At 46.1% G+C, this 21443-nt stretch carries 20 protein-coding genes; 2 read left to right on the top strand and 18 right to left on the bottom strand.

Annotation, left to right across the window (positions count from 1 at the left end):
• Nucleotides 1-75 precede the first annotated feature (75 nt).
• The 6 genes from CVU62_01810 to CVU62_01785 all read right to left on the bottom strand — a co-directional run bounded on the left by CVU62_01810 (nt 76) and on the right by CVU62_01785 (nt 7688).
• Nucleotides 76-576, bottom strand: a complete 501-nt coding sequence (locus tag CVU62_01810) for a hypothetical protein (GenBank protein PKN38959.1) — start codon at nt 574-576, stop codon at nt 76-78.
• Nucleotides 577-656: 80 nt separating this feature from the next.
• A complete protein-coding gene (locus CVU62_01805) occupies nt 657-2930 on the bottom strand; it encodes an enoate reductase (GenBank protein ID PKN38958.1) in 2274 nt (757 codons plus the stop codon).
• Nucleotides 2931-2989: 59 nt separating this feature from the next.
• Entirely contained in the window at nt 2990-3445 is a 456-nt protein-coding gene (locus CVU62_01800; GenBank protein ID PKN38957.1) for a hypothetical protein, read from the bottom strand.
• Nucleotides 3438-4721, bottom strand: a complete 1284-nt coding sequence (locus tag CVU62_01795; protein ID PKN39443.1) for a hypothetical protein — start codon at nt 4719-4721, stop codon at nt 3438-3440. Before CVU62_01795 ends, CVU62_01800 begins: the two co-directional genes overlap by 8 nt.
• A gap of 573 nt (nt 4722-5294) precedes the next feature.
• The gene (locus tag CVU62_01790) at nt 5295-6650 is read right to left on the bottom strand and encodes an NADP-specific glutamate dehydrogenase (protein ID PKN38956.1); all 1356 of its coding nucleotides are present in this window, start codon (nt 6648-6650) and stop codon (nt 5295-5297) included.
• Between the two features lie 36 nt (nt 6651-6686).
• Nucleotides 6687-7688: a hypothetical protein gene (locus CVU62_01785; GenBank protein PKN38955.1), complete on the bottom strand. Its 1002-nt coding sequence runs from the start codon at nt 7686-7688 to the stop codon at nt 6687-6689.
• 466 nt (nt 7689-8154) lie between these two features.
• Between CVU62_01785 and CVU62_01780 the strand changes: the two genes are divergently transcribed.
• Nucleotides 8155-8364, top strand: a complete 210-nt coding sequence (locus CVU62_01780; GenBank protein PKN38954.1) for a transporter — start codon at nt 8155-8157, stop codon at nt 8362-8364.
• A 184-nt stretch (nt 8365-8548) separates the two neighbouring features.
• Here CVU62_01780 and CVU62_01775 read toward each other — a convergent pair whose 3' ends face one another.
• The 11 genes from CVU62_01775 to CVU62_01725 form a co-directional block, all read right to left on the bottom strand.
• Complete coding sequence (locus CVU62_01775) at nt 8549-9313, bottom strand: enoyl-CoA hydratase (GenBank protein ID PKN38953.1); 765 nt, start codon at nt 9311-9313, stop codon at nt 8549-8551.
• Between the two features lie 223 nt (nt 9314-9536).
• Complete coding sequence (locus CVU62_01770) at nt 9537-10244, bottom strand: DNA alkylation repair protein (GenBank protein ID PKN38952.1); 708 nt, start codon at nt 10242-10244, stop codon at nt 9537-9539.
• A 307-nt stretch (nt 10245-10551) separates the two neighbouring features.
• The gene (locus tag CVU62_01765) at nt 10552-11337 is read right to left on the bottom strand and encodes a short-chain dehydrogenase (protein PKN38951.1); all 786 of its coding nucleotides are present in this window, start codon (nt 11335-11337) and stop codon (nt 10552-10554) included.
• A 137-nt stretch (nt 11338-11474) separates the two neighbouring features.
• Complete coding sequence (locus CVU62_01760; protein PKN38950.1) at nt 11475-11876, bottom strand: osmotically inducible protein C; 402 nt, start codon at nt 11874-11876, stop codon at nt 11475-11477.
• A 44-nt stretch (nt 11877-11920) separates the two neighbouring features.
• The gene (locus CVU62_01755) at nt 11921-12517 is read right to left on the bottom strand and encodes an NAD(P)H dehydrogenase (GenBank protein PKN38949.1); all 597 of its coding nucleotides are present in this window, start codon (nt 12515-12517) and stop codon (nt 11921-11923) included.
• A gap of 102 nt (nt 12518-12619) precedes the next feature.
• Nucleotides 12620-15262: an alanine--tRNA ligase gene (locus tag CVU62_01750; protein ID PKN38948.1), complete on the bottom strand. Its 2643-nt coding sequence runs from the start codon at nt 15260-15262 to the stop codon at nt 12620-12622.
• Nucleotides 15243-15740, bottom strand: a complete 498-nt coding sequence (locus CVU62_01745) for a hypothetical protein (protein PKN38947.1) — start codon at nt 15738-15740, stop codon at nt 15243-15245. Before CVU62_01745 ends, CVU62_01750 begins: the two co-directional genes overlap by 20 nt.
• A gap of 1 nt (nt 15741) precedes the next feature.
• A complete protein-coding gene (gene recA / locus CVU62_01740) occupies nt 15742-16755 on the bottom strand; it encodes a recombinase RecA (protein ID PKN38946.1) in 1014 nt (337 codons plus the stop codon).
• Between the two features lie 174 nt (nt 16756-16929).
• Nucleotides 16930-17514 carry an RNA 2',3'-cyclic phosphodiesterase gene (locus CVU62_01735; protein ID PKN38945.1) on the bottom strand — a complete coding sequence of 195 codons (585 nt, stop codon included), beginning with the start codon at nt 17512-17514 and terminating at the stop codon, nt 16930-16932.
• Nucleotides 17515-17697: 183 nt separating this feature from the next.
• Nucleotides 17698-18948, bottom strand: a complete 1251-nt coding sequence (locus tag CVU62_01730) for a competence/damage-inducible protein A (protein PKN38944.1) — start codon at nt 18946-18948, stop codon at nt 17698-17700.
• A gap of 69 nt (nt 18949-19017) precedes the next feature.
• Nucleotides 19018-19473, bottom strand: coding sequence for a phosphatidylglycerophosphatase A (locus CVU62_01725; protein PKN38943.1), 456 nt, complete (start codon nt 19471-19473; stop codon nt 19018-19020).
• Between the two features lie 174 nt (nt 19474-19647).
• On the opposite strand from CVU62_01725, the gene lexA reads away from it, so the two are divergent.
• Nucleotides 19648-20244 (top strand): repressor LexA, encoded by a 597-nt coding sequence (gene lexA / locus CVU62_01720; protein PKN38942.1) that lies wholly within the window; start codon nt 19648-19650, stop codon nt 20242-20244.
• Nucleotides 20245-20271: 27 nt separating this feature from the next.
• Here lexA and CVU62_01715 read toward each other — a convergent pair.
• On the bottom strand, nt 20272-21443 hold a 1172-nt coding region (locus CVU62_01715), incomplete at its 5' end, for a hypothetical protein (protein PKN38941.1).

The raw sequence follows: 21443 nt of genomic DNA, 5'->3' as shown, positions 1-21443 counted from the left end.
CAGCAAAATAGCCAGAACATGTAATACCCACCAGCCCGGCTGGAATAACATAAAATATTTCATAACAACCTCCTTTTATTTCCAAAAATAACTACCGATCATATAAACGATGGTTAATGTGACAAGGTGCACAAACCAAAAGCCCATATTCGGAAAGCGGAAAAATCTGCCGCGGTTTCTCTCCGCGTCGGGCCGGTTTATTACAGCGTCAAGATCATAAAGGGCTTTACCCACGGCAAATTTCCCCCAAAGCAGTATTACATCGGCCAGAAGCGTTCCCAAGAAGATTGTCTGCAATGTCCATTCTTGCGGGGGATTTTCGATAGTAAAATGAGTCATGGTAATTGTACCGATAATTACCGTCATACCATTGAGAAGATAAGCAAAAGAAATTGTTGATCGAAAAATAAATAAGAAGGGAATGACTAAAACGCTGATAAACCCGGCCACAAGGGGTATGTAATTTTCTGCGTCTTTGGCAATCGGATGTATCCGTAGATGAAGCAGCCAGCCACCCAAGGCTAAAAAAAAGATGGCAAAAATCAAAACCAGCCGGAGATAATCTTTCTTCTTCATAGCTCACCTCACTTTTTTCAATAGTCATGGTGCAAGGTTAAAAGTGAAAAGTGAAAGGTGAATAGTGAAAAAAACCTTTCCTACACAACGATGGCAAGCTGATATGCCGCCCTTACGGCTTCCAGTAATCTTCCGCAGGCAAATGAATCGCCGATGTTATACAGCTCGGGTGTGATGTTGGCCGCCAAACACGCGTAATACAGTTCGTCGCCGGGGCGCGCTCCGGCCGATAAGACGACAAGATCGGCTTTGAGTGTCCGCGACTGAAGTTCATCTTTAATCTTCTTGGCAAAGGGATTTTCGATATTTTCCGGTACGATCGGTGTCCATGTGATGTAAGGATCGGGCACTGTTTTCGATACGTTTTGTTCTACAAGAACTTCTTTGTTGCCGACTTCCTTAAGCATCGAGCAGTTCAATAATTCCACTCCCATTTTTTCCAGATAATGAATGAGGAAACCGCGATTAGAGGTGCAAACACCTTTCATTATTTCGGGGAGCATTTCAATTATTTTAACGTTCTTCTTTTTTTCATGAACAAGAAAATAAGCTGTTTCACAGCCGACAGATCCTCCTCCGACGATGACGATATCTTTTGCACTTTCAGCAATAGAAGGATCGCGAAGAAGATCAACCGCCAGGACGACATGAGGCGCATCTATATTTTTAGCCGGAGGGCGTTTCTGTACCGTGCCTGTAGCGCAGATTATGGTGTCGTAGTTGCCGGCGCGCAGAAAATCAAGATTTACTTCCCGTCCATATTCTGTTTTGAGATCGTGGTTTTTCATTGTTTCCGCAAGCATTGTTTTTAAATATGCCCGATAATTGAGAATATCGAATTTGATTGCCGGACGAGAGCCCGGAATCAGCATGCCGCCGATTTCCTCTCTTTTTTCAAAAAGCGTCACTTTATGTCCGCGGAGTGCGGCAATCATCGCAGTGTTTGCTCCTGCCGGGCCGCCGCCGACGACAGCGATGGTTTTGATTCTTTTAGACGGATGCAATTCGCTTCCGTTATAGATATCTTCATGTCCGGTACGGGGATTTACTGTGCACTGGGGATGGCCGCCGTCAACAAATTCATTGATGCAGCCTTCCTGATCACCGATGCAGGGACAAATCTTATCGACTTTTCCGGCATAGACTTTGTTCGGCCACTGTGGATCGGCCAGCAGCGGACGCGCCAGCATAATCATGTCGCATTTTTTGTCGCGTAGCGCCTGTTCGGCAAGATCGGGATAACCGAGCTTGCCCACCGCCACCACCGGCACTTCCATTCCCGCGTTGGAGCGTACATTGTTTTGGGCAAAATAATCTTTGACGATTTTTGATATTTCCAGAAAACAGCCGGGCGGCATGAATCCGGGAGGATGCGGCAGCCACCAGTTATCATAGCAGCCGAGATCAACATCGAACATGTCCACTCCTGCGCGCACAAGCGCCGCCATATATTCCAGCGACTGCTCAACCGTGCGCTCGTTTTTGAATTTGCGCAGGGACTTAACTGTGCTCATTCTTGCGCCGTAAGTTTCGTTGAGTGCCAGAGAAAGATCAATGCGGTACATGATGGGATAAGATTTGCCGACGCGTTTGCGTATTTCTTTGACTATCTCAACTCCGAATCTCTGCCAGTCGGCAAAAGCGCCGAACGACCTTCTGTTGAAAGCGGAATTGGTCATCTGTTCCAGCAGGTATCCTTCATGTCCGTGCAGGTAAACTCCGTCAATCAAAGCAGCTTTGGCGTCTGACGATGCCTGCCCGGCATTCTTGATTATTTTCCACGCCATCCGTCCGGAAAGAGGACGGCACGGTATCGAAGGCAGATAAAAATTGGGATTCCACGATGCCGACACGGGCAGCTTAAATTTGTTGACCAGACATTCCGGAGACCCGACACGTCCCAAGCCGGGGGTAAGCTGAATGAAGAACTTTGCACCGTAGCCGTGACAGCGCTCGGCAATGTCCCGCCAGCCGGCAAAGCGCGTGCGTGAAGCGTCAATGCGCGGAAAGTACGAAAGACCACCCATTTCCGTGACGCTGGGATCGATGCCGTGGCTGATCGGTATCAGCCCGGAAGTAATCAGGCCGACACCGCCTTTTGCCCTTTCCGTAAAGTACTGTATCATTTTGGTATTGGGACGGCCTGTTTCTTCCGCCATGCTGATGTTGCCCATTGGCCCCATTACCAGACGGTTTTTAATCTTCACGCCGTTGACCTGCAAAGGACTGAATATCGATGTGTAGGGATAAAGTTTGGAGGTTATTATGCCGTCATTAAGACGCGCTTTGTCTTCATACCATGTGCCGAATTTTTCTATGACTGCCTTCATGCGTTCGCTGTATTTATTTGCCATAATCAACCTCACATAGTTTAATTAATCTGATGGGGGGGATATTTGCCGGATATTTTTTGTCATTCATGAACAATGACTCTGCCGTCTTCAAAGATATCTACCTTCTGGCCCTGCTCAACACAGGCGAGAAATTCTGTACCAAGATTATCAATGGTAACAATACGGTTGTCGTTCCATACATCGGCCAGGACGACTCCCGCCGCCGCCAGAGAATCTATTGCTTCGGAAAAGAGCATCGCCGCTGGAGCCGAGCCCATGGAAGCAACGGTTTGCAGGATCATACCGCCGGTGGTGGAACCGATTGTTTTAGGCAGACACAGAATCTTACCTGTCAGTATTTTGCCGAATATATCGGTATTGTTTTGATCGGAACATTTCATGATTTTTTTCTTGGCCATCGCGTCTTTCTGAAAAGAGGCCAGTGTGTTGAATCCTTTTCTGGATACAACCGCCTCGCCGGATAAGCTGCCGGCCATGATAACTCTGCCTTTGAATTCTCTGCTTTTCTCAGTCATGGATTACTCCTTTCGTCGCGATGTTCGTAATTTCGGCATCGGTAAAATAACGCGCCGTTGTATATGTCCGTAATTTGTTCGAATTGGTAATCACAGCTTTTTTACTGCACAGAGGATTGTTCATGTACATGAGCGGACAGATTGACGTAAGGTGCGCGCCGATGCCTGTTAATCGCGAATAAGCCTTTTCATCTTTTTTGAAGGCATCAACAACAGCGGGAGCGGCAGTCATGATTGTGGCAACCACGATCTTCTTTTCCCCTGTTGATTTAAGTTCCTCTTCGAAACGTTCCAGCCATTCGTATATCTGCTTGAGGCTCAGATGAGGACAGCCGATAAAACAAAGCTTCGGCTTTGCCGACGGATTTTTCCACATTAAAGGGTATCCATCATATACTCTCTTTAATTCGGCATCATCTATCACATAGGATCGGTATTCCTGCTTCAATAAGCTGCGTGACAAAGACACGGCTTCGGGAGTAAGCCCTTCAACATGATAAAGGCCAACCGCACCATTGCTGGCCGAGGCAGCGCCCATATCCTTTAGATAATCTTTGACGCGCTGATTGAGATCATTCCCCAGAAAAGTATTTAAACCGCTGATAAAAGGAACTTCTTCCATTACCTTCATGCCGATTGCGCTGCCCAGTATCTGAGCCTCCGGCAGGGATTTTGTTTTTACTTCAACCAACCAGCCGGCCTGACGGCCTTCATCGGTCAGTAACCCGAACACGGGAGCGCGTCCCGTAATGCCGCAAAGCAGTTCGAGTACTCCGGAGTTGCGGTTGGAGCGGGCGCCCAAAACGGAATTGGCATATACAACAGCTGAAGATTCGGCCCATGCCAGAATCTTACCTTTACGAGGAATGTTGCCGACTTCTTCCATGTAGCAGGTGCAGGTAAAAGACTTGTTGTCTTTGAGTCCCACCTTGCGCAATTGTTCTTCGTATTGCGCCTGTTTTTCGTACATTATTTTTTTGAATATGAATTTTTCGAGGATATTTGCAGGAACATTTTTGAAATCCATGGGGCGGGGATCAACGGTGAACGGTTGGGCTGTTTTTAATCCCGCGGCAATTAATTCATCCATAAGGGAAAATACCGGTTTGAGAAGCGGTATGCCGAAAGATGTCACCAGGTGAACACTTTCCTCAATGGGGGCAAGCTTTTGCGCGCCAAAAATCTGACCATAAAGCACTACTGATTCGAGTGCTTTGCGCATTGTATTGCCCTGTTTGCCTTCCAGAATTGCCTTCTCTTCGTCGGTTAACTGCATGGAATACTCTTTTCGCATGGAAGAATCCTCCTTTTGATTAACGGCACCTCGCTGCTTAAAAGATTATACTTGGTCGCAAATCAAAGGCTAAAGAGAGTTCAGGAAAATCAGAATACAAAAAAATCAGTTATCACTTGTTTGGGCTAACTAATCTTAATGTTAGATGTATTATGGCATAGGAAGACAAGTGGGTCAAATCATTTTTCCTTGGAGTAAATGTAAAGGGGGAGAAAATCAGATGATTAGAAGATTAGATGATTGGAGGTTTAGTAAAAGACGTGAATAGTGAATAGTGAAGAGTGAATAGTAAATGGAAAACATAAAAGAAGGCCGCAGCACTTGTCATGCTGCGGCCTTAAATTTTTTATGCCATTTCGCGTTCAAAGGCTAACGCGGCGGCAAGGAGGAGGCTCCGCAGGCGTATATGATAATACGTTGAGGAAGCCGACGACGATGCCAACAAAGTTAGCCGAAGACCGGGGGCGCATCCCGCAGGGGAGCGCATAATAAAATTAAAACTAACCTTGCCGGGAATTCCCGCCTTTTGGGCGGGAACTTCCAGGCGGAATGGTATTACACTATACCGTAGGCCAGCATCGCATCAGCAACCTTTGTGAATCCGGCAATGTTAGCGCCGGTTACATAGTCGCCTTTCTTTCCGTAGGCTTCCGCCGTGTCATAGCAATTCTTGTGAATGCTCTTCATGATCAGGAGCAGGCGGTTGTCAACTTCTTCGCTCGTCCATAAATATCTCATGCTGTTCTGGCTCATTTCCAGGCCGGATGTGGCCACGCCGCCAGCGTTGGCCGCCTTACCGGGACCATAAAGGATTTTCTTATCCTGGAAAATATTAATAGCTTCAGGAGTGGAGGGCATATTGGCTCCTTCAGCTACGCAGATACATCCGTTTTTCACGAGAGCCGCGGCATTCTTTCCGTTAATTTCATTTTGTGTCGCGCAGGGCAGAGCGATATCCACTTTGATGCCCTGTTCACGGATGACATCCCAAACGTTTTTGCCTTCGAAGCAAGTGGCCTTATACTTATCAGCGTATTCACTGATGCGGCCGCGTCTGACATTTTTCAATTCCAGCACGTAATTACATTTCTTATTGTCGATACCGGATTCATCAATGATAGTCGCTGATGAATCGCAAAGAGAAATGACTTTTCCACCCAGTTGGGTTACTTTTTCCACTGCATACTGGGCAACGTTGCCGGCGCCGCTGATGGCGACCGTTTTACCTTTAAAATTCAGCTTGCGGGTGGCCAGCATTTCCGCGGCGAAATAGGTTGTGCCGTATCCCGTAGCTTCCGGACGAATCAAACTTCCGCCGTAGGACATTCCCTTGCCGGTAAGAACGCCGGTGTGTTCATTGCGGATTTTTTTGTAATAACCATACAGATAACCGATTTCACGGCCCCCGACACCAATATCGCCCGCGGGAACGTCAACATCAGCGCCGATATGACGGAATAATTCACGCATGAAAGCCTGGCAGAAACGCATTACCTCTCCGTCCGATTTTCCCTTGGGATCGAAATCGGAACCGCCTTTTGCACCGCCCATCGGCAGTGTGGTCAGAGCATTTTTTAATATTTGTTCAAAGCCCAGGAATTTGATGATTCCCAGATTGACTGAAGGATGAAAGCGCAGACCGCCTTTGAAAGGGCCTATGGCGTTATTGAACTGAACGCGGAATCCTCTGTTAACGATAACATTACCTTTATCATCTACCCAGGGAACTCTGAATTGCATGGCTCTTTCCGGTTCCACAAGTCGTTCATAGATATTGGCCTTGACGTATTCCGGGTGTTTTTTTACTGTAGGTTCCAATGTCTCCATAACTTCTTCAACAGCCTGATGAAACTCCGGCTGGTTGGGATCGGTTTGTTTGACTTTGGCAATAACATCTTTAATTACTGACATGTTTAAATCCTCCTTTAAAAAATTGTTTATTATTAATTAAATTTCCTCAATACTTTGCAGATCTTCAAATTCCATTACGGTGGACATGGCCTTGTTATCCACGTCAAAACCTTCTTCGTAAGCTTTGGCCACCGGATTCAATCCGCCGACAAGAATCATCCCCACTTTGTTTAAGTCTACATTCGTTTGTCCAATCGGATTTCCGGTGCTGCCGATGGAAAGCACACCATTAATTCCGGCTCTGATCAGGTGACCTTTGATATCTTCAACCAGATTGCGGCTCAGCGCCGGTATTTCACGGAAGTTAGCCAGAATTTTTCCTTCGCCTTTTTCCACTACCTGTCCCACCGATGTCATTTTGCCGCGGATAAATATTTCCGACGGATCAAGTGATGAACCGGCATAATGAATCAGTTCGACAAATCTTAATGGTTCACTGTTTTTTACCTGGAGAATCCCGCCGAATTTGGAATCGATAGGAATTCCATGTTTTAAAAGGACACCGTTGATCAAAATACTGCAAACGGTTGCCAGGCCTATTTTCCCTTCGGGAACGATAATGTCTCCCAGCGATTTTCCTGCCGGGGCAATTGCCACGCGGGAACTTACCGCAAGATTCTTCTTGAAAACAGGTTTCATCGCTGCCATAGCTTTCTTGAATTGATCCTGCGGAAAGAAGGAAATATTAACAGGCGTCAGGCCGTGCATCTTTTTGAGGTCAAAAGTTGTTTTAAAAGAGAGGACATCAATGCGGGAGATGGAGAGTCCGATCTTGTCCTGAACACGCGCGTTGTTGATTTCGTCTTGCCCCAGGCTGGTAATGATTCTTCCGTCACGCCTTCCGATAAGTTTTGTCAATCCTCTTTCATCCGTAAGTCCAAGATGGTAGCGGACAGTCCTTTCGCTTAGCTGGACATTGCGTTCTTTCATCAGCCGGGCAATTACACGAGCGCCCATAGGCTCCGGACTTTCGTTCAGAATCTTTAAGATCAGGATAACTTTTCTTTCTATGTCTTCCGGTTTAAAAAGTTGTTTCATAAGACCATCGGCAATCGTTTGCCGTATTCCTACTTTTAAATGACATTATTGTCAAACAAAAATTGTACGAATTTAATAATTTTAGTTCAAATTTGTATTATTTAGTGGAAATATCCGGAGGAGACTTGGAATAAAAAATAATATTATTAATATCTTATGTAATGTATTTGTTTGGGGCTTAAGTGACAGGATTACAACAATAATAACCTTTGTTCGCAAGTTTCGGGCAGGATTCAGGGGAATCAATGGCCGTATTTACCTCTGGCTGATGGCGTAAACGTAATTGCCGGAATTTTTCTTCTGTAACATTTTACAGGTAATCTGATATAATACTAAGCATCCTGCCGCGGAATCTATTTCCAAAACTTGCTTCGGGTTTTCCATGCTTATTTGTTTCGGTTCGAAGAAGGTATGTTAAAGTAGTCTTTTTTTATCAAACCAAACCAAAAAAGAAAGGAGGAAAATTATGAGTAGCGTTTATAAGGTAATCGAAATTATCGGAGGCAGCGACAAATCGTGGGAAGATGCTGCTAAAAAAGCTGTTGAGGTAACGGCAAAAAGTTTGAAGGACATAAGAGTTGCCGAAGTTAAAGAGCTCGATATGAGAATCGAAAAAGGGAAGGTTGTCGAATATCGCGCAAAATTGAGAGTATCTTTTAAATATAATCCTGAATAAAATATTTGTAAGTACACAGATTTTTTCAAACAGCATTACAGCCCTAATCTATCTCCTAATAGGGGCGGTAATCGTACTGTCACTATTAGGGATAGATGCTCTTCTGTTGATTATCATAAAATACGTTAATTCGTTTCGAGTCGCTTTCCCTTGGGCGAAGCTTACCGGTGAAAACGAAAAGGTATTACTTAAACTTGGTAAAATCCGGCTTACGTTTCTCGAAGAATGCAATGAATGCTTCTTTCGCTTCCTTTGCTACCAGCATTTCGCCGAAAAGGATGCTCTCTTCTTCTATTTGGGCATTGATGGCGGCTGTATGCTTACTCTTCATTAAATGTTTAGTTGCCCTTAGTGAGGATGCCGGCAATGCCACCAATTTAGCTGCCTGAGCCTGTGCAAACGCGAGCAATTCGGCAGTCGGCAACACCTTGTTTACGAATCCCATCGCATATGCCTCCTGCGCTGAAAATGGCTCACCCAGCATCAACTTTTCTGCTGCACGCTGGTAACCGGCGATTTGCGGTAACACAAGACTGGAAGCGAATTCCGGGCAAAGCCCCAGCTTGGCGAATGGCATTGAAAATCTGGCGTTTTCCGCCGCATAGACAAGATCGCAATGCAGCAATAGAGTTGTGCCGATACCTACTGCAGGACCGGCAACCGCTGCTATTACCGGTTTGGTGGTATGGATAAGACTCTGAATAAATTGATACACGGGACTTTCTGTACTTTGAGGTGGGTTTTGCAAAAAATCATCGAGGTCATTGCCTGCCGTGAATATTTCCTGCGTGCCGGTAATCAGAATCACGCGCACTTCTGCGTTGCTTTCCGCGTCCTTCAGCGCGTCGGCAATGATCTGGTACATTGCCGCGGTAATCGCATTTTTCTTTTCGGGCCTGTTAAATGTTATAGTAAGAATGCCGTTTGCTTTATTGGTTAAAATGTCCATGTTATCTCCTTATAATAAGTCGTCTTCTTCGGCTAACTTTGTTGGCTGCGTCGTCGGCTTCCTCAACGTATTATTTATACGCCTCGTCGCCCCCTCCTCGTCGCCGCGTTATCCTTTGAATACGACATGTTATTAAAATCGATTGCTGATTTCTTTTAAATGCGTTTATATCAAAGGTTGGTTGCGGTCAATGATTTGTTGAATTACCGGTGGCTCGAATTCCTCATCCTCCATTTAAATATTTATATCTTTTTGATGGAGAAAATCTTTCTATCGCGTAGCGCAGCATGGTGCGAGGCATTGTCCGGCAATGTTTTTTTAAGAATTCTTCCGCGCATTGCGTGTCGCGTTTGCCGACTTCGCGCAACATCCAGCCGGTGGCCTTGTGAATTAAATCTTCTTTATCTTTCAATAAGATTTCGGCAATCTTAAGCGCGTCAGCGAACTCGTTGTTTTTTATAAAGCAGAAAGTTGAGAGCACGGCGATGCGTCGTTCCCAAAGACTTTTTGATTTTACCAGTTGATAGAGCGGCTTTCTGCTTTTCGTGAACAAATAAGCTCCCACAATTTTGGGTGCTGAAATATCCACCAGATCCCAATTGTTGATGTATCTGGTATTCGCCAGGTAAAGGTCGTAGACTTTCTTTTGAATTATTTCATCGCCTTTGGCGAAGGCATTGACAAACGAAATGAGCGCGAAGAGTCTGACTTCGTGATAAGGAGATTGCATGAGCGATAATATTTCCTTGTGCGGCAGGTCTTTGTATTCTTGGGCCAGCTTCCGCACTGCTGGAACGCGGATGCCTAGAAAAATATCTCCTTCGCCATACTGACCTTTGCCGGTTTTGAAAAATCCCTGCAGGAATCTGGCGTCTTCTTTATCTCCCATTTTCCGCAGGCGTTTGCTGATTTCGTTTGCCATGATATTCATTATGTTTTCTTACCTTATCTGTCATTGTGAGTTCACGCAAGTGAACGTGGCAATCTTAATATGTTCCACTTAAATCAAAGATGATATCGAGGCGACGATTCCTGAATGCAAGAAATTGTTGCGATTAACGTTCCTGTTATTATACGTTTTGTGTGTCCCCCGCTGGTGGGGGTAGGGGGTGGACTTTTTTAAATGTCTGATCCACCTCCGTCACTGCGTGACACCTCCGCCAGCGGCGGATATGCAATGACATTCTTTGATACATATGCGCAGCCCGGCGTATGCCGGGGACATTTTTTCAAAGTCGTCATGGATAGTTCTGCCCTGTCGGTCTAATCATAATCTCGCTCACATTCACATTAGGGGGCTGGGTCAGCAGCCAACAGATGCCGTCGGCTATTGCCTGCGGCTTGAGCAGTTTGCCCATATGAGCGATTCCTTTATAAAAATTATTTTCATCGTAACCAGCCACTTTCTGAAATTCGCTTACAACAATACCAGGCATGACCAGAGACACCCGTACGCCATGTGCGCAAACTTCCTGACGCAGGCCTTCAGCGATAGCACCGACGGCGAATTTACTGGAGCCATAAAAAGCGCTAAATGGTGAAATGTTTCGTCCCACCACGGAACCAATTGCAACAATATCTCCTTTCTTACGTCCGATAAAATATTTGGCTGCGGAGCGCATCAGGTAAGCAGCGCCAAGCACATTGGTATTATAAACCTCTTCCCATTGGTAGTTATCGCTGGCCAGTGTGCCGCCCGCCAATCCGCGTCCGGCGTTGACCACAACAATATCGCATTTGCGCCCTCCGTCTTTCCATTCTAACGTCTGTTCCAACAACCTGTCTATATCGGAAGTCAGGCTTGCATCACCTGCCAAAGCCAGAGCTTTGCCGCCTTTTGCCTGAATATCCGAGACAACTTTAGCGAGTCTGTCTTTGCGTCGTGCCTGAATAACTACCGCCACGCCCGCCTCTGCCAATGTCAGCGCTGTGGCACATCCAATGCCGGAACTGGCGCCGGTGACAATTGCTGTTTTTCCGGAAAGAGGTTTAAGAGTTTCTTTCTTCTTTTTTCCTGTTGTCATTTCATGCCTCCTTTTACCCCGTTAGAAAGCCCCGCTGTTTGTAGCGGGGATGATAGTTTTGCCTTTATTAGTAAACACGGGATTTAATGCCCCGTGTGAGCCTACCCGTTGGAAAGTCGAAGACTTTCTAACGGGGTTTACTGGACTTTTGTGTTGACCTGTATTTCCGGCGGATTCAGTAAATGTTTTTTCACCGAGCAGGTATCAGCGGCTTTAATCACGGCAGCCTTGTACTTTTCCGGAAAGTCGGGCGGTAGAACTATATCCAAAGTTATCTTTTCCACCATGTGCGTGGTGTCATTGCGAAAAACCGTTTGCATGATACTCATGTTATCCATGGGGATAGAACGTGATTGGCAGAATGATGCGACATAAAATCCGGCGCAAGTTCCGATAGTGGATAGAAAGATTTCAAGAGGCGAGGGCGCTGTATTTTCTCCACCGACCGCCACCGGCTGATCTGTATAAACCGTAAAGTCACGAAAATGCGCCGACACTTTTTTATTGCCGTCAAAGGTGATGTTGAATATTGATTCCATAACTTATACCTCCTTGAAATTTGCAAAAGAACTTTAGCCGCTTATCAAATCTTGGTAAAGAATTTATTAATATCCTTTGTAACTGATTCCAGCCATTTTTTGCGATGTTTATCCGTGCTGGTGACAATGACATTGAACATCCGGCGGTGAAAATTGTTGACACCGCAGAGGCCGAAGATGCAATTCTTCCATATAGTCTCCAGCGGATCGCCGAAAGCTTTCTTTTCTCTGTGGGTTTTTGTGTTGGAGGTGTTAAAAACCAGTGCCGCTTTAGCTTTGAGCAATCCTTTGGGAACGCCTTCGCCGGAGTCGCCTTCCAGAAACTCGTAAGCCACACCGGGACGAATTACGCGATCAACCCAGCCTTTGAGGATTGCCGGGGGCTGACCCCACCAGTTCGGATGCACAATAACTATTCCATCTGCCGCCGCGATTTCTGCGCAATGCTTTTCTATTTTAGCAGGCAGTTTGGCGTCTATCGCTATTTCTGCGGCGTGGAGCAGGGGATCGAACTTTTCCTGATAGAGGTCATGAAAAATAACTTTGTGCCCATTAGATTTCAGCGCCTCAACCGCCGTTTTAGCGATGGCGTGGTTGAAGCTTTTCGGGTCAGGATGGGCAAGTATTACTGAGACAACCATATTATATTCATCACAAGTATTTCTTGTCATTCCCGCGAAGGCGGGAATCCAGAATTAATATAAAAGTGGATACCGGCCTGCGCCGGTATGACAATATTTTGGTTATTTAGCCAGCAGCTTCTCCAACGCTGGAAATACTTTTTCTAAATTTTCCGGTTGGGTTCCGCCGGCTTGAGCCATATCGGGACGTCCGCCACCGCTGCCGCCGACCAATGGAGCCAGTTCCTTGATAATATTTCCGGCGTGATATTTTCCGGCTAAATCCTTCGTCACCATACATAACAGCATTGCTTTTTCACCGGCTTTGCTGCCCAGAAGAATAACACCGGATGCCAGCTTGTCACGCAATTTATCGCCGAAGTCGCGCAATGTTTTGGTATCGGCAATGCTTACTTCCACCGCCAGCACTTTGACGCCATTGATTTCCTTTATCTGATTCATCAGGTCGCCGGAGTCCTTGGCGGCGAGTTTTCCTTTCAGCGCCTCGATTTCTTTTTCCAGTTCCTTTGTATGCTTGAGTATTTTTTCGGTGCGGTCATAGACTTCCAGTTGACCGGATTTAAACAATCCTGCCGTGCGTTTCAATTCTTCTTCCGCTTTTTGAATGCGCGTGAGAGCTTCCCTGCCGGTGACGGCTTCGATTCTGCGCACGCCCGCGGCAATTGCCGATTCATGGACAACTTTTAAAAAGCCGATGTCACCGGTGCGTTTTACATGTGTGCCGCCGCAAAGTTCCATGCTCATTTCGCCCATTTTCACGATGCGCACGGTCGCGCCGTATTTTTCATCAAACACGGCTGTAGCGCCGGTTTTGAGCGCGTCTTCCAACGCGCAGACTTCCGTATTCACTTCTACATTTTTGCGAATCATGTCATTGGCGATTTCTTCAATCCTCAGCATTTCCTCATCGCTGATTTTGGAAAAATGGGTGAAGTCAAACCTCAATCCTTCCGCGTTAACCTGTGAACCGGATTGTTTGATGTGATCGCCCAGCACGGCTTTGAGCGCCGCCTGCAAAATGTGCGTGCCGGAATGATTGGCGGCAATGGCTTTTCGTCTCTCTTCGTCAACGATCAACTTTGCTTTTGCGCCGATTTTAATCTCACCTTTTAGTACAATACCTTTGTGGACGATAAAATTTTCCACGGGTTTCTTAGTGTCATTAACCTTAAAGTTAAATCCGGCACCATCAAGAAAACCTGTGTCACCTGCCTGTCCACCCGATTCTCCATAAAAAGGGGTAGTATCCAAAACGATTTCAGCTCTCTGGCCCTCGCGCGCTAAGTCTGCCGGTTTGCCGTCGACGAATATCGCCAGTACTTTGGCGTTTTCTTTGTTGGTCGTTTCATAGCCGCAGAATTCAGAGGCAATTCCCGAACTCGAAGCTTTGAGATAGCATTCGGCGATTGCTTCTTCGCCGCTTCCTTTCCAGGCGCTGCGAGCGCGTTCACGCTGCTGTTCCATTTCGGCTTCGAATCCATCATTGTCCAGAGTAAAACCGTCGCGTTTGACGATATCCGCGGTCAAGTCCGTAGGGAAACCGTAAGTATCGTAAAGTTTGAAAACCAGTGTGCCGGGGAGGACCGATTTACCTTCTTTTTTCAACGCGGCTGTTTCGTCGTTGAGAATGCGCAGGCCCGCGTCGAGTGTTTCCATAAAACGCTGTTCTTCATTTAAAATCATTTTGGTAATGAAGGAGGCTTTCTCCACCAGATCGGGATAAACGCCCTTCATCATGTCGATTACGACCTGAGCACTTTCGTTTAAAAATGGTTTGTTGATGCCGAGCATTTTCCCGTGACGAGCGGCGCGGCGCAGAATTCTCCTCAGCACGTAACCGCGGCCTTCATTGCTGGGCGTAATTCCGTCGCCAATAAGGAAAGTTAACGCGCGGCTGTGATCGGCAATAACCCTGATGGAAACATCATTTTCGGCGTTCTTACCGTAAGTCTTTCCGGAGATTTTCTCCATAAAGCGGATAATCGGGGTGAACAGGTCTGTGTCGTAATTGCTTTTGAAACCTTGAATAACAGCGGTTAGTCGTTCCAGTCCCATGCCGGTATCGATGCTGGGTTTGGCTAATGGATTTAATTTGCCACCTTCATCGCGGTCATACTGGGTGAACACAAGATTCCATATTTCCAGATGGCGGTCGCAGTCGCAATGGACATCGCATTCGGGACGGCCACAGCCGGTGTCTTTCCCCTGATCGTAAAGGATTTCGGAGCAGGGGCCGCAGGGGCCGGTTTCTCCCATCATCCAGAAATTGCTTTTTTCTCCCATGCGGACAATGCGGTCTTCAGGCACCTTCATTTTTTTATTCCAGATTTCAAAAGCCTCGTTGTCATCCTCATAAATTGTTATCCAAAGTTTTTCTTTGGGGAGCTTGACCACGTCAATTAAATATTCCCACGCCCAGGCGATAGCTTCTTCCTTGAAATAATCGCCGAAGGAAAAATTGCCGAGCATTTCGAAAAAGGTATGATGGCGGGCGGTAACGCCGACATTTTCCAGATCGTTGTGCTTGCCGCCCGCGCGCGCGCATTTCTGGCAGGATGCCGCTCTGGTGTAGCCTTTGTTTTCCAGTCCCAGGAAAGCATTTTTAAACTGCACCATTCCCGCGTTGGTGAAAAGCAGTGTGGGGTCATCCTTGGGAATCAGCGACGAACTCGCTACCTTTGTATGCCCCTTGCTTTCGAAATATTTTAGAAAACTTTCCCTGATTTCATTCCCAGTCTTCGCCATCAATATCTTCCTTTTTTGTCCTTCCCAGTTTATTTAAAATCAGGCCCGGCGGAAAACCCCGTCCCATCAGGCTCTGAAAAATTCTTTGTTTTTCTTTGACATCAAAAGTGGCAAGCTTCTTTTTCGCCGCTTTCTTTTTGATTAAAATTTCAACCGCGTCTTCTTCCGACAACTCCTCGCGCGCCTTCTCTATGGATACATTTATCAATTCCGCCGCAAGGCCTTTTTCCCGCAGGCTCAGGACGATCTTTTTGTTTCCCCAAAGTTTATTTACAACAAGATTGCGCGCCCATCCCGCGGCAAAAGACGCGTCATTGAGATACTTCAAATCGTGGAGTTTTTCCAGTGTTTCTTTAATGACAACTGCGGGAAATCCTTTTTCCCGCAGTTTCTTTTCCAGCTCTTTTTCTGAATGCGGCCGCAGGGACAAAAGCCGATATGCCTTTTGCTTTGCTGCCGCCAAATCCAAAATTTTCACATTATTCTTCCTGTTCTTTCGGCACTATACCCAGTTTGGCACGGACATCGGCTTCCACCTGCGCCATCAAATCGGGATTTTCTTTTAAGAATATCCTAGAATTATCCCGTCCCTGGCCTATGCGGTCGCCTTTGTAGGAATACCAGGAACCGCTTTTTTCGATGATGCCGTTATCCGCCGCCAGATCCAGCACATCGCCTTCGCGCGAAATTCCTTCGCCAAAGATTATATCAAATTCCGCTTCCCGGAAAGGTGGGGCGAGCTTATTTTTTACAACTTTAACTTTGGTTCTAAAGCCGATCACTTCCTGGCCGTTTTTGATGGAAGTCATCTTGCGGATGTCCAAGCGCTGGGATGAATAGAATTTCAATGCGTTACCGCCGGTGGTTGTTTCGGGATTGCCGAAGAATACACCTATTTTCATACGCAATTGATTGATAAAAATTACTGTTGTTTTGGATTTGCTGATGCTTCCGGTGAGCTTGCGCAAAGCCTGCGACATCAGACGCGCCTGCAATCCCATCTGCGCGTCGCCCATCTCGCCCTCGAGTTCCGCCTTGGGTACCAGAGCGGCGACTGAGTCAACCACCAGAACGTCCAACGCGCCGCTCCTAACCAGAGTTTCGGCGATTTCGAGCGCCTGTTCGCCCGTGTCCGGCTGGGAAATAAGAAGGTCATCGGTATTTACGCCTATTTTTTTGGCATAGCCGACATCAAGAGCATGCTCAGCATCAATGTAAGCGGCGATGCCGTTTTTCTTTTGCGCCTCGGCGACGATATGCAAAGCCAACGTTGTTTTGCCGCCGGATTCCGGCCCGTATATTTCGATGACACGGCCGCGCGGAACGCCGAACGTTCCCAGTGCTATATCGAGGCTAAGCGATCCTGTGGAAATTGCCGGAACATCGGCAACCGCCTCCGCGCCGCCCAGCTTCATAATGGAACCCTTGCCGAACTGTCTTTCTATCTGCGTAATTGCCAAATCAACGGCTTTTGATCTATCAATATCTGCCATAATACAATAACCTCCTTCACCCTGTTATTTTATAATTTATTATTTACAATTTTCAACTTCGATTTTCATTTGTCATTGCGAGTTCACGACAGTAAACGTGGCAATCTAATTATTGTCTCTGATCTCTGAACAGTTTTCCCCTTGCTACTTGACCCTTGACCCGTTTCTTCTCCATCATCCACCCAAAGCAAATTCCGCTAGTTTTGTGTAAACAGCGCCCTGCGAAGAAAGCTTGCTCTGAAACAAAAACAATTTATCGACAATAAAATCTCCGGCTGTAAACTTGTCGTGTTTTTTTAGAGCTTCGTTCATGCCTGTGATGTCGCGAGGGTCTTTAATTCTCGCCAGAGTCAGATGCGCCTTGAAAGACCTATCTTCCGCGGGAAATCCAAGAGCCACAAAATCAGCATCTAATTTTTTCTGAAGAATGATAAGCTTTTCCACATCGCTTGTAACGCCGCACCATAGAACTCTTGGTCTTCGGGCATCAGGAAAAACACCCAGCTTTTCAATTTTCAAATTCAGTTTTTGCTCCGCAACGATCCGCTTCTGCACAGCGGCACTAACGTTATTGATATCCTCTTTGGAAATGTCGCCGAAAAATTTTAAAGTCAGATGCTGACCCTGCGGCCGTGTCCAGCTTAGTCGGCCGTTGATTTCGCGTTTTAATTTATCCTGCATGCGGGAGATTTCCTGCAAAATATTTTCCGGCGGCTCAATGGCCAAAAAGGCGCGGATATTTTTTTCGTTATCGGCCATAAACTAAGCTTTCCTTTGTCATATCGACCAACGGGAGATATCTTTTATACTTTAACAATCATTAAGATTTCTCGCTTCGCTTCGAAATGACATATTGTAAATCTTTTACTAAAACACCACACTTAAGAATAAGTGTACCTAATAACCTGAAGGTCACGCGAGGTACACACTACATTTTTATCGTCATGAATGTTTTCCCTGCAAATAATTTTTCAGTAAAAACAGCGCCGTTTCGGAAAATATGTCCTTATTCCTTTTCCGGTCCCAGCGGTATGAGTAGTGGCGGCAAATCGTTTTTTGGGAATCAGCCAGCGCAATATAAACAGTACCCACAGGTTTTTCCTTGCTGCCACCAGTCGGTCCGGCAATGCCAGTAGAGGAAAGCCCCAAGTCCGTTCCGGCAAGCTTGCGCACGCCTTCGGCCATCAATCGTGCGGTTTCTTCGCTTACCGCACCGTGCTTTTCGATGACTTCGGCGGGAACACTCAACATGCTGATTTTAGCGGCGTTGCTGTAAGTCACCAGCCCGCGTTCCAGATAATCCGAACTGCCGGAAACATCGGTGAGACGGCTTGTAATCAATCCGCCGGTGCAGGATTCCGCCACCGCGATGGTCAGTTTCTTGTCAATTAAAAGTCCGGCAATTACTTCTTCAAGCATTTGTTCGCCGTAGGCGAAAATATAATCCTGCACATGAGCCGATACTTCGTCCTGTGCTTTTTGCAGATTTTTTCGAGCTTCGTCCTGATTTTTACTTTGCGCGATCAGGACGATATGGTTTTCGGGAAACACCGGATAAAAGCCGATGTTCACGCCCAGCGATTGGAAGTCAATATCCTTAACCTGGTTATCCACGGCGGCTTCGGAAAGCCCGAAGGTCCTGATGGTTTGTTTGACTATATATTTTTCATCCTGCGGAAAATGTTTGCGCAGGGCCGGAATGACACCGTTCACCACCATTAATTTCGCTTCGGCGGGAACGCCGGGAATGACAAAAATCAGTTTTCCGTTAACGGGCAGGCAAAAACCCGGCGCCGTGCCTCTGGCGTTGGGCAAAATTTCGGCTCCCTGCGGGAACATGGCCTGCTTGGCGTTGTTATCTACCCAGCGCAGATTGAACTGGGTGAAAATTTCTTTGATAAAATTCAGGACATTTTCATCAGTATATAAAGGAAGGTCGAAAGCTTTGGCTATTGCCTCGGTAGTAATGTCGTCGGAAGTTGGTCCCAGACCGCCGGAGCAGATTACTGCGTCGGTCATGGAAAGCAAATAAACCAGACGGTTTTTGATTAAAGCAAAATCATCACCCACGGACATTATCGCTTCCACACTCCAGCCCTGCTGATTTGCTTCGCGAGCGATGAAGGAAGCGTTTGTATCGCTTATGCGTCCGTTCATAAGTTCATTACCGATTGTGAGAATGCCGATTTTCATATCACTCCTTCAGCTTTGTATAATGTCACCGGCATCCGCCGGTCTACGCATATGCTGAAAAATAAATTATCAAAATTTGAACAAATATCCCAATAGCCACAAGGCTGCGGCGGCGTAAATTCCGGCGGCGACATCATCAATTACAACTCCCCATCCGCCTGGTAATGCCTGCAAATTTCTGATGGGAAAGGGTTTTAAAATATCAAAAATTCTGAAAAGCACAAAACCGGCGCAAAGATTAAGGCCGTTTATCGCAACCGGCAGCATCGTTATTTGAAGACCAATAATTTCGTCAATGACAATTCGCTGATCGTCTTTTTTCTGATAAATATTTTCTGCCTGCCCTGCGACGTAAATGGAAAGTGCAAACAATGCAAAAACAATAATTAAGCGCAGAATCCAGGGAATAGGCAGGCAAAGCAGGCAGATCACAACTCCTACCAATGTGCCCGCCGTTCCGGGAGCGATAGGGGAAAGTCCGGAGTAAAATCCCGTTGCCAAAAATGTTATCAGCTTTTCGTTCAAAATTTCTCCGAATCGATTAAGTTAACTTTTTATTAAGATTGGCTTCAAATCCCATTCGCTTCGCTCAGGGATAATTCGACTAACGCCTCAAGCTTCATCCCGACTCGTCGGGATTCGTTTTCCGCGAGTCTCATTAATAATTAAAGCTTGACAATAGAACGATCGTTCTATATCATGTATTTCATGAAAGTCAAGAGAACTTTACAGGATGTAGAGAAAAAAATCACCGCTTTTTTCCTTGATCGCGGAAGAATGCCCACGTATTCGGAAATAGCTGAAATTATTGGGGTGCGTTCCAAGAGCGTAGTGCATTTCTGGGTAGCTAAATTAGTGGATGCCGGAATTTTGCAGAAAGATGCCAAAGGATTTTTAACTTTGACGCGCAACCCGCGGGCGTTAAAACTTGCCGGAGAAGTTTGCGCGGGTATTCCCACATCTGCGGAGGAAGAATTGCGGGGCATTGTGTCTTTTGATGAATATCTGGTCAGAAATCCGGAAACGTCATTTTTACTTTCTGTTACCGGTGATTCCATGATTGACGCGGGAATCAGAGAAAAAGATATGGTTGTTGTGGAAAGCAACAGAGATCCGAAAAACGGCGATATAGTTCTGGCCGAAGTGGACGGCAACTGGACGATGAAGTATTTCTGCAAAAACGGGAAAATTGTAACCCTTGAGGCAGCCAATTCCAAATATCCGACAATCATCCCGCGCGCGGATCTACGCATTGCCGGTGTGATTACTGCCGTTGTCAGAAAATATTACAAATAAGCATACTGAAAAAAAAGAGTCTATAATTTAACGTTTTTGCTGTTGCTTTGTCAGGGCCAACCGCAATGACTGGTGGGCTTGTTCATAATCAGGTTTCAGGAAGATGGCTTTCTGAAAATCCTTAATAGCCGGCTGATACTGGCCCAGTGCAGCATAAATAGTCCCTCTGTTGTAGTGGGCCTGAGCGTCATTGGGATTCAGGCCGATAGCGCTGCCATAATCTGCAATAGCCAGAGAATATTGACCGAGGTAAGCATAAGAATTACCCCTGTTATAGTATACCTCAGCGTAATCCGGTTTTATACGGACGGCCTGATTATAGTCAATGATAGCTAACGAATATTGATGTAATATACTGTAAATAGTTCCTCTATTGTAGTATGCTTCGGCGTAATCCGGTTTCTGGCGGATTGCTTCGCTGAAATCCTCAACGGCGCGCTGATACTGGCCGAGTTTAGCATAAGCACGTGCTCTGTTGTGGTAAATTACAGCAATATCCGGTTTTATTCTGATGGCTTTGTTATAATGATTAATTGCCGCTTCGAATTTACCTTTTTTAAACAGGGCAGCGCCTAGATTGTTGTGTGCCAGAAAATTATCTTTTGTTGAATGCAAAATGTGATTAAAAAGTTTAACATCGTTTTCCCAGTAACCACATTGATGCCATGATACGACTGCTAATACTACAATGACGGCTATTCCTGCCGGAAATAAAATAATTTTACGTATATCTGTGCTTTGGAATAAAAGCGGAATGCCCCAGGCCAGCATGATGCCGATGCCAATTAGCGGCAGATATGTATAACGATCTGCCATAGCTTGGGAGTTGACCTGAATGACTCCGATAACCGGCAGAAGAATTATTGCATACCACAGCCATCCCACAAAGAGATATGGTGATCGTCTCACCATTAAAATGACGGCGAGACTGATAAAGATAATCAGCAAGACAGCCCCCAAGACCTGCCATGCGGGAAGTGAATCCACAAAAGGATAAAAAACGGCCAAGTCATGAGGCCAGAATGTCTTTCCCATATAAACCACAAAAGAAACAAGCGCGTTGGCAATCCGGGAACCCAAAGGAAAGTGAATTACATTTGGTCTATATTGAGCATAAAGCGTGATGATGGTGAAAACCGCCGACAAAACAAAGAAAGGGATTTTTTCTTTGAGTTGCCATAATACTATATTCTCTTTTT

It is taken from the genome of Deltaproteobacteria bacterium HGW-Deltaproteobacteria-2, from assembly GCA_002840505.1.
Taxonomy (GTDB): Bacteria; Desulfobacterota; Syntrophia; order Syntrophales; family Smithellaceae; genus Smithella.
The sequence above is the reverse complement of the archived record's forward strand: the minus strand, read 5'-3'. Positions and strand labels throughout refer to the sequence as shown.

Coding starts and splice junctions, on each gene's coding strand:
- CVU62_01810 (PKN38959.1), bottom strand. CDS start 576: ATGAAGAAGAAAGATTATCTCCGGCTGGTTTTGATTTTTGCCATCTTT.
- CVU62_01805 (PKN38958.1), bottom strand. CDS start 2,930: ATGGCAAATAAATACAGCGAACGCATGAAGGCAGTCATAGAAAAATTC.
- CVU62_01800 (PKN38957.1), bottom strand. CDS start 3,445: ATGACTGAGAAAAGCAGAGAATTCAAAGGCAGAGTTATCATGGCCGGC.
- CVU62_01795 (PKN39443.1), bottom strand. CDS start 4,721: ATGCAGTTAACCGACGAAGAGAAGGCAATTCTGGAAGGCAAACAGGGC.
- CVU62_01790 (PKN38956.1), bottom strand. CDS start 6,650: ATGTCAGTAATTAAAGATGTTATTGCCAAAGTCAAACAAACCGATCCC.
- CVU62_01785 (PKN38955.1), bottom strand. CDS start 7,688: ATGAAACAACTTTTTAAACCGGAAGACATAGAAAGAAAAGTTATCCTG.
- CVU62_01780 (PKN38954.1), top strand. CDS start 8,155: ATGAGTAGCGTTTATAAGGTAATCGAAATTATCGGAGGCAGCGACAAA.
- CVU62_01775 (PKN38953.1), bottom strand. CDS start 9,313: ATGGACATTTTAACCAATAAAGCAAACGGCATTCTTACTATAACATTT.
- CVU62_01770 (PKN38952.1), bottom strand. CDS start 10,244: ATGAATATCATGGCAAACGAAATCAGCAAACGCCTGCGGAAAATGGGA.
- CVU62_01765 (PKN38951.1), bottom strand. CDS start 11,337: ATGACAACAGGAAAAAAGAAGAAAGAAACTCTTAAACCTCTTTCCGGA.
- CVU62_01760 (PKN38950.1), bottom strand. CDS start 11,876: ATGGAATCAATATTCAACATCACCTTTGACGGCAATAAAAAAGTGTCG.
- CVU62_01755 (PKN38949.1), bottom strand. CDS start 12,517: ATGGTTGTCTCAGTAATACTTGCCCATCCTGACCCGAAAAGCTTCAAC.
- CVU62_01750 (PKN38948.1), bottom strand. CDS start 15,262: ATGGCGAAGACTGGGAATGAAATCAGGGAAAGTTTTCTAAAATATTTC.
- recA (PKN38946.1), bottom strand. CDS start 16,755: ATGGCAGATATTGATAGATCAAAAGCCGTTGATTTGGCAATTACGCAG.
- CVU62_01735 (PKN38945.1), bottom strand. CDS start 17,514: ATGGCCGATAACGAAAAAAATATCCGCGCCTTTTTGGCCATTGAGCCG.
- CVU62_01730 (PKN38944.1), bottom strand. CDS start 18,948: ATGAAAATCGGCATTCTCACAATCGGTAATGAACTTATGAACGGACGC.
- lexA (PKN38942.1), top strand. CDS start 19,648: ATGTATTTCATGAAAGTCAAGAGAACTTTACAGGATGTAGAGAAAAAA.